Source organism: Salinibacter sp. (genome assembly GCF_036626415.1).
Lineage (GTDB): Bacteria > Bacteroidota > Rhodothermia > Rhodothermales > Salinibacteraceae > Salinibacter.
In genome coordinates this window covers 20,789-28,041 of sequence record NZ_JAZKRW010000025.1, presented here as the reverse complement: position 1 = coordinate 28,041, position 7,253 = coordinate 20,789, and the positions used below count along the sequence as shown (strand labels likewise).

The following is a 7,253-nucleotide window of genomic DNA, read 5'->3' as shown; positions in this document are numbered from 1 at the left end:
CCCCGGTGCCCCAGGAGGTGCCCAACAATGAGGTGATCGAAAATCAGGCGGACTTTGACGCCTCGCTCGACATGGACGATCGGCTGGATACCAGCCAGGGGCCGCCTCAGGACGAAGAAGAGGAGGAAGAGGAGCAGGAGATCTTCATGGTCGTCGAGAATCAGCCCGAGTTGATCGGCGGCATGAAGGCGCTCTCGGAGTCGGTTGACTATCCGGAGTTTGCGAAGAAGGCGGGCATCGAGGGCCGCGTCATTGTGCAGTTCGTCGTGGACGAGCAGGGCAACGTGCGAGACCCGAAGGTGACGCGCGGGGTCCACAAGCTCCTCAATGAGGAGGCGATCAAGGCGGTCAAGGACCAGAAGTTTAAGCCCGGAAAGCAGCGCGGTCAGGCCGTGAAGGTGCAGATGTCGCTTCCCGTGACCTTTCGGCTTCAGTAGCGTATCCGTCCATCGTACCGCTCCCTTTTCGAACGCGCACCGTGGAGGCCCCACGGTGCGCGTTTTTGTTTTGGCCCGGGTCCTTGGGGAGGGGCCAACCAGTGGGCGAGGTCAGGACGCCGAACGGGGATCGACCGACCCATCGGGACGGCCCACGAGAACGTCGGTGGCCATCTCCAGGAACAGGCCGTGGTCGAGCACGCCGGGGCGATCGCAGAGCATGCGGTTGAGGGCCTCCGGCGCGTCGATGCCCCCGGGAAACCGTGCATCGATGATCCAGAGGCCCTGGTCGGTGACCACAGGACCGTCTTTGGCGTCCGCCGTTCGGAGCGTGGGGGAGGCTCCGGCCGCCTCCAGTGCGTTCATCACCGGCGTCGCGGCCATGGGAAGGACCTCGACCGGCACCGGAAACTGGGTGCCGAGTCGCTCCACCTCTTTCGTGGGATCGACCAGCACCACGAACCGGTCGGCCTGGTTGGCCACCACCTTCTCACGGGCGTGTGCCCCCCCGCCGCCCTTGATAAGGCGAAAGGCGTCGTCCACCTCGTCGGCCCCGTCGAGCGCGAGGTCGAGGGTAGGGACGTCGTCGAGTGACGTGAGCGGAATGCCGTGGGTGCGGGCCCGGCGCTCCGTGGCGAACGAGGTGGGCACGCCGCGCACGTCGAGCCCCTCGGCCTGTATCCGGCGGCCAAGAAATTCGAGGGCGTAGGCAGTCGTCGAGCCCGACCCGAGCCCGACGCACATGCCGTCAGACACGAACTGGACGGCCGCCTCCGCGGCGGCCTGCTTGGCGGAGTCGCGATCCATGGAGGGAGAAGGGAGAGAGACCAGAGCTGGCGGAAGGAACGGTCGTGAGAGGCAAGGGGCAGTCCGCACTCCGTCGTCCGGGGGGCGGACAGGCAGCCGCTGGGGTCACGCCTCGTCGAAGGTCCACGCGAAGCGCAGGCGGTAGTCCTGATACTTGGCGCTGTAGCCGGCCCGAATGACCTCGAAGCCCTCATCGAGGCCGAGGACCGTCATGCCGGGATGCTTGTTCGGAAACGTGTCGTACACGAAGCGCTCGTAGCCGCGCTGGGCTACGACGTCGAGCATGGCGTAGAGCAGGGCCCGGGCGATGCCGCTGCGGCGGTGGGCGGGATGGACGCCCCCTTTGGCACTGTAAAAGGTGGCCTCATTGAGTCGGTAGCCCAGCTTGAAGCCCACAGCGGTGCCCGCCGTGCGGGCGAGCAGCATGAGCAGGTCGTCCCGCTCGAACGTCTCGATGATGTGGGCGTCGTCGAAGATTTCGACGTTGAGGCGACGAATCGTATCGAGCTGTTCCATGCCCACCTCTACGATGTCGAGTGGCACCTCGGCCGCCTCGGTGGCCTTGGACGAAAGGGAGTGCTCGCGCGGCGTCCTCATAACAGGGCGAATAATGGGGCGAAGGATCAGAAGCATGTCGGCTAGAACGGAAGGCCGTCGGCGTTGGCAGGGTCGTCGGGGGGACCGTCGTCCCGTGCGGACTCGGTGGACGCCGGGGCCTCTCCGTTCTGGGAGGAGGGCATTTCGTCGTTCGCCTCGGAGGCGTCCGGGGAATCCCCGTCTACGGCGTCCTCTTCCACGAGCTGCACCGGCTCGAGCACGTCGTCCGGCACGTCGTCGACGAAGCGGGTCGGTGTGGTCATGTACTCGCCCTGTCCGCGCCGGTACTGCGTCATCGGGTAGGAGATGAAGAGGGCCTCCTCCGCCCGTGTGACGGCCACGTAGAAGAGGCGCAGTTCCTCGTCCACGCCGCCCGGCTCGCGGAGCGCGTGGCGGGAGGGGATGGTGCCGTCGAGCGCCCGGATGAGGAAAACGGTGTGGAATTCGAGGCCCTTGGCCGAGTGGATGGTCGACAGCACGAGGGGCGGCTCGTCGCTGTCTTCGGCTTCCTGATCGAGCGCCGTCAGCTCGATGGGGTCGAGCGTGAGGGATGACAGGAAGCGCTGGCGCGACGCGTGGTTGGCGGCGAGGCCCGCCAGGTGCTCCAGGTCCGGCTCCCGCTTGGGATGATCGTCGGCGTATTTGTTCTCGAACAGGGGCTGGTAGTAGTCGAGGATCGCCTCCACCTGCTCGGTGACCGAGGTGTCCTCGGATCGGACGTGGCGGAGCGTGGAGAAGAGCTGCTTGAGGCGGGCGGCGTACCGGTCGGAGAACGGGGCGTCGTCCCCGAGCGTCAGTGGGTCCTCGGCCGCTTCGGTCGTCCATTCGATGAGCGAGCGGGCCGTCTTGGGGCCGATGCCGTGGATCAGCTGGAGCGCCCGGTTCCAGGAGGCCGCGTCCTGCGGGTTTTCGACCACCTTTAGGTGGGCGAGCACGTCCTTGATGTGGGCGGCCTCGTTGAGCTTCATTCCGCCGTACTTCACGAACGGGATGTTGCGCTGGTTGAGCTCCACCTCCAGGTCGTACGCGTTGTGACTGCTGCGGAAGAGGACCGCCACGTCGCTGAGCGGCACGCCCTCCTCGCGGAGGCGCAGCACCATGTCGGCCACGAAGCGGGCCTCCATGTCGCCGTCGGCGGCGGGAACGAGGGCCGGCAGTTCGCCCTCCGTCTCCTCGGTGAAGAGCGTCTTGTCGTACGAGCGCTCGGCCTGTTCAATGACGCGGTTGGCCAGGTCCAGGATCGGCTGGGTGGAGCGGTAGTTGCGCTCCAGCTTCAGGATCTCGGTGTCGTCGAACTCGTCGGGGAAGCGGAAGATGTTGCGGAAGTCGGCGCCCCGGAATTTGTAAATGCTCTGGGCGTCGTCGCCCACCACGGTCACGTTGCCGTGGACCGACGCGAACTTCTTGACCAACTCGGCCTGCAGGGCATTGGTGTCCTGGTACTCGTCCACCAGCACGTGCCGGCAGCGGCTGGCCACCTGGTGCCGCACGTCGTCGCTCGTCTCGAGGAGCTCCAGCGTGCGCTCCAGCAGGTCGTCGAAGTCCATGAGCCCGTGCGCCTTCTTGTACTGCCGGTACTCGTCGCGGAGGGCCTTCAGGTCCGCGTGCAGGTTGGTAAACTGTGGGTAGCGCTGTGTAATCGTCTCCCCGAGCGTCTCGTCGCGATTCGTGGCCGACGAGAACATCGAGTAGAGCGTGTTCTTCTGCGGAAAGCGCTCCTCCCCGTCGCCGTAGTCGCCGCGGGCCCGGATTACGCTGAGCACGTCGGCGGCGTCGGCCGCGTCGAGCACCGTAAAGTTGCGCGGAAAGCCGAGGGCCTCGGCGTGCTGCCGCAGGACCTCCAGGCAGAAGGCATGGAACGTGCCGCCGCGCACCTTTTCGCAGCGGCCGTCGAGCAGATTGGAGGCGCGGGCGGTCATGTCGTTGGCCGCCCGGCGCGTGAACGTGAGGAGGACGATCTGCTGGGGCCGCGTGCCGGTCTCGACCAGGTAGGCCAGGCGGTAGATGAGGGTGCGCGTCTTGCCGGTGCCTGCCCCGGCCACGATGAGGAGCGGCCCCTCCCCCGCCGTCGCCGCCGCGTACTGCTGGTCGTTGAGGTCCTCGTCGTAGTCGATCGTGAGGTCCTCGGTCGACCCCGACGGCTCGTCCCGATCCGACGACAATACAATGCGGCGCGCCATGGCAAGGGAGCGGCAGTCGTGTGATGCAGCGGGGAGGCCGATCTGGCCCGGCCGGGCTCAGGGTCCTTCGCAGGGAGAACACTGACCGGCAGATGCCGGTTGAGAGACAATCCTGTGCGTTCCAAGACCAAACCAAAAAGGCTACTCGGTAAACCTCTGGGCCGGGACGAGTGATCCGGTCGTGGGCGGTGGTAGACATTGGGGAAGAGCCTTTCGTAGATTGCTTCTCCGGTCGTGATGCGCAGGGCCCCTTGCCGAGGGCGGGTCTGGACGGCCACTTTTGCGAGCGAGATTGTCTCTTTGGTAGTTTGTTATGGGAAAAGTTATTGCGATCGCGAACCAGAAGGGCGGGGTGGGCAAGACAACCACTTCGATCAACCTGGCGGCGTCCCTCGCCGCCACGGAGCACCCCACGCTCCTGCTGGACATCGATCCGCAGGCCAACTGTACCTCTGGCATCGGCATCGCGTCCGACGAGGTGGACGCCTCCATCTACGAGGTGCTCATCGGCGAGGTGGACGCCTCCGACGCCGTGATGAGCACGGAGATGCCGTTTCTCGACATGATGCCGAGCCATATCAACCTCGTCGGGGCCGAGATCGAAATCATCGATGAGACGCAGCGCGAGAAGCTGCTGAGCGCCGCCCTGCCGCGCATCCGGCGCAAGTACGACTTCGTGGTCATCGACTGCCCGCCCTCCTTGGGGCTGCTCACGCTCAACTCGCTCACCGCCGCCGATTCGGTGCTCATTCCGGTGCAGGCCGAGTACTTCGCGCTGGAGGGGCTGGGGCAGCTGCTCAACACGATCAAGATCGTCCGCCAGCACCTGAACCCGGACCTGGAGATTGAGGGCGTGCTCATGACCATGTTTGACACGCGCCTTCGCCTGTCCAATCAGGTGGCCGACGAGGTGCGCCGCTACTTCGGCGACCGCGTCTTCGAAACCATCGTAAAGCGCAACGTGCGCCTCTCGGAGGCGCCCAGCTTTGGGAAGCCGGCCCTGCTGTATGAGGCCTCCAGCACCGGGGCCCAGAACTACATGGCCCTTGCCCGCGAAATCCTCAGCAACAATCAAGAGCACCTCGATTCGTCCCGGGGGCGCAACGGCCAGGGCGACGCGGAAAGCATCGATACGCCGTCCGAGGGCGACCAGGAGACCCTGTCGGACGCGATCGGGGAGTCGTCCGTGGCCGAAGAGGATTCTGCCACCCCGGCCGACGAGTTCTCAATGTAGCCCCGTACGCACTGCGGCCTCCAGAATGGAGTGCCTCGTTCACCTTTTTCGTCGATCTCCCGGTTTCGCATGGGTAAGAAGTCAGCACTAGGCAAAGGCCTTAACGCGCTCCTGCCGGAAGACCAGGACGAGCAGACGTCGGAGGAAGGGGAGGAGACCGACGAGGCGCCGGAGGAGCAGCGCCCACTGTACCAGTTCGAGGACGGGACCCGCCTGCTGGGGCGCGTTGCGGAGGTGGCGGTGGAGCGCATCCGGCCCAACCCGTACCAGCCGCGACAGGAGTTCGAAGAGGGTGCGCTCGACGAGCTGGCCGCCTCCATTGAACAGGTGGGCATCATCCAGCCCATCACGGTGCGGTCCTTGGGGGACGGCGAGTTTGAGATCATTTCTGGGGAGCGGCGCCTGCGAGCGGCGCGGCGGGCGGGCATGGAGCACCTGCCGGCCTTCATCCGCGAGGCCAACTCGGAAGAGATGCTTGAGATGGCCCTCGTCGAAAACGTCCAGCGTGAGGAGCTGAATCCCGTCGAGATCGCCCTTGGTTACCAGCGCCTCATCGAGGAGTGTGACCTGACGCAGGAAGAGGTGGCCGAGCGCGTGAGCAAGAGCCGCGCCACGGTGTCTAACTTTCTCCGTCTGCTCCGCCTGCCGCCCCGCATCCAGGCCGCGCTGCGGGACAAAGCGGTGAGCATGGGGCATGCCCGCGCCCTCATCGCGATGGACGACACGGACGCCCAGGTGGCGCTGCTTGAAGACACCATCGAGGAGGACCTGTCGGTGCGCGAGGTGGAGCGGCGGGCGCGCCGGTGGCACGAGGAGGGCGACGAGAACGGCGACTCCTCAGAGGCAGAAGCGGTGGAGGACGCCTCCATTTCCGAGACATCCCCCGACCGCGATGACCTCCAGTTCGAGGAGCTCCGCAGCCGGCTCCGCTCTCGGTTCAGTACGCAGGTGCAGATTCAGCACCGAAGCGATGGCGAGGGGACGATTGAAATCTCCTACTACTCGGAGGAGGACTTGAACCGGCTCGTGGAGCTGATGACGGGAGAGTAGGCCGGCGTCGTTGCTTGTGCTGAGGCGCCCGCCCCCTCGGGCTGAGTCCCAAACCCCCCGTGGTCCTGCGAGGCGTTGCGTGTCCCTGTGGGAAGCGCTGTGTTCTTTTTGGCTGGTCGTCGTTCGGGTGCCTGTGAATCGGATGCGCCGTGTTGGGATTGGCCTGGGGCTGTTCGGTGTGCTCCTGATGGTGGGCCTGGGCGTGCACTCGGCCTCCGCGCAGCCGGACAGCGTCCGGGCTGCGCTCCTGGAGGAGAAAGGGTTCCCCCCGGATCATTCTCCCCGCAGGGCGCTCTGGCGGGCAGCCGCGGTGCCGGGCTGGGGGCAGTTCTACAACCGCCAGTACTACAAGGTGCCGTTCGTCTACGCGGGCCTGGCGGGACTCGGCTACGCCATCTTCGAGACGAATCGATCCTATCGGTTACACCGGCGCGCCGCCATCTTTGCCCAGGGACAGCGCCTGTCAAACGGGGGAGGAGACATCCCCGAAGCCATCTCGAACTGGAAGGACTTTCGGGCAGAGTACGAAGAGGCTGTGCGACAGGCCGGAGGCACCCCCGACGAATCGTCTCTCCCGCTGAGTCCCTCGCAGCTACGAGATGAGCGGGACCAGTTTCGCCGCTGGCGCGACCTGTCAATTCTAGGCACGGGCCTGTTCTACGCCCTTACCGTCCTGGACGCGTACATCAGTGCCCATCTGCTGAGCTTTAACGTGGAGGACGTTGCCCTGGACGTGCGCCCGAGCGGGGGAGAGCGTCTGCTGGCCGAGCCCCGAAGTGGCTCCAGAGGCAAGATCACACAACTTTCACTTGGTCGGCCGAGCGGAGTTGGGCTGCGGGTCCACGTGCGGTTCTAATTGCGACAGAAAGAGTATCTCAGGGATGAGGCGACGCAGATGTAAAACTGCCCCAAAGTCTTGCCTGCCTGAAGGGCTGGAAGCCCTTCGAT

General features: G+C 65.6%; 7 protein-coding genes. 4 read left to right on the top strand and 3 right to left on the bottom strand.

The window, feature by feature from the left end; genetic code table 11:
* The coding region (locus V5A20_RS04785) for an energy transducer TonB (protein ID WP_332326821.1) at window positions 1-437 on the top strand (437 nt) is incomplete at its 5' end.
* A 111-nt stretch (window positions 438-548) separates the two neighbouring features.
* Here V5A20_RS04785 and rpiA read toward each other — a convergent pair.
* From rpiA to V5A20_RS04770, 3 genes are all read right to left on the bottom strand, one after another.
* Entirely contained in the window at window positions 549-1,244 is a 696-nt protein-coding gene (gene rpiA, locus V5A20_RS04780) for a ribose-5-phosphate isomerase RpiA (protein WP_332326820.1), read from the bottom strand.
* A gap of 105 nt (window positions 1,245-1,349) precedes the next feature.
* Window positions 1,350-1,841 (bottom strand): GNAT family N-acetyltransferase, encoded by a 492-nt coding sequence (locus V5A20_RS04775; protein ID WP_332326819.1) that lies wholly within the window; start codon window positions 1,839-1,841, stop codon window positions 1,350-1,352.
* 41 nt (window positions 1,842-1,882) lie between these two features.
* A complete protein-coding gene (locus V5A20_RS04770; protein WP_332315245.1) occupies window positions 1,883-4,021 on the bottom strand; it encodes an ATP-dependent helicase in 2,139 nt (712 codons plus the stop codon).
* Between the two features lie 313 nt (window positions 4,022-4,334).
* On the opposite strand from V5A20_RS04770, the gene V5A20_RS04765 reads away from it, so the two are divergent.
* The 3 genes from V5A20_RS04765 (at window position 4,335) to V5A20_RS04755 (ending at window position 7,161) form a co-directional block, all read left to right on the top strand.
* On the top strand, window positions 4,335-5,255 hold the full coding sequence (locus tag V5A20_RS04765) for a ParA family protein (RefSeq protein ID WP_332315246.1): 921 nt from the start codon (window positions 4,335-4,337) through the stop codon (window positions 5,253-5,255).
* 69 nt (window positions 5,256-5,324) lie between these two features.
* Window positions 5,325-6,305 (top strand): ParB/RepB/Spo0J family partition protein, encoded by a 981-nt coding sequence (locus V5A20_RS04760; protein ID WP_332315247.1) that lies wholly within the window; start codon window positions 5,325-5,327, stop codon window positions 6,303-6,305.
* A 142-nt stretch (window positions 6,306-6,447) separates the two neighbouring features.
* On the top strand, window positions 6,448-7,161 hold the full coding sequence (locus tag V5A20_RS04755) for a DUF5683 domain-containing protein (RefSeq protein ID WP_332315248.1): 714 nt from the start codon (window positions 6,448-6,450) through the stop codon (window positions 7,159-7,161).
* Window positions 7,162-7,253 lie beyond the last annotated feature (92 nt).

What these genes read in the sequence shown, in the direction of transcription:
- V5A20_RS04755 (WP_332315248.1), top strand. Translation starts at nt 6,448, where the DNA reads ATGCGCCGTGTTGGGATTGGCCTGGGGCTGTTCGGTGTGCTCCTGATG.
- V5A20_RS04770 (WP_332315245.1), bottom strand. Translation starts at nt 4,021, where the DNA reads ATGGCGCGCCGCATTGTATTGTCGTCGGATCGGGACGAGCCGTCGGGG.
- V5A20_RS04775 (WP_332326819.1), bottom strand. Translation starts at nt 1,841, where the DNA reads ATGAGGACGCCGCGCGAGCACTCCCTTTCGTCCAAGGCCACCGAGGCG.
- rpiA (WP_332326820.1), bottom strand. Translation starts at nt 1,244, where the DNA reads ATGGATCGCGACTCCGCCAAGCAGGCCGCCGCGGAGGCGGCCGTCCAG.
- V5A20_RS04760 (WP_332315247.1), top strand. Translation starts at nt 5,325, where the DNA reads ATGGGTAAGAAGTCAGCACTAGGCAAAGGCCTTAACGCGCTCCTGCCG.
- V5A20_RS04765 (WP_332315246.1), top strand. Translation starts at nt 4,335, where the DNA reads ATGGGAAAAGTTATTGCGATCGCGAACCAGAAGGGCGGGGTGGGCAAG.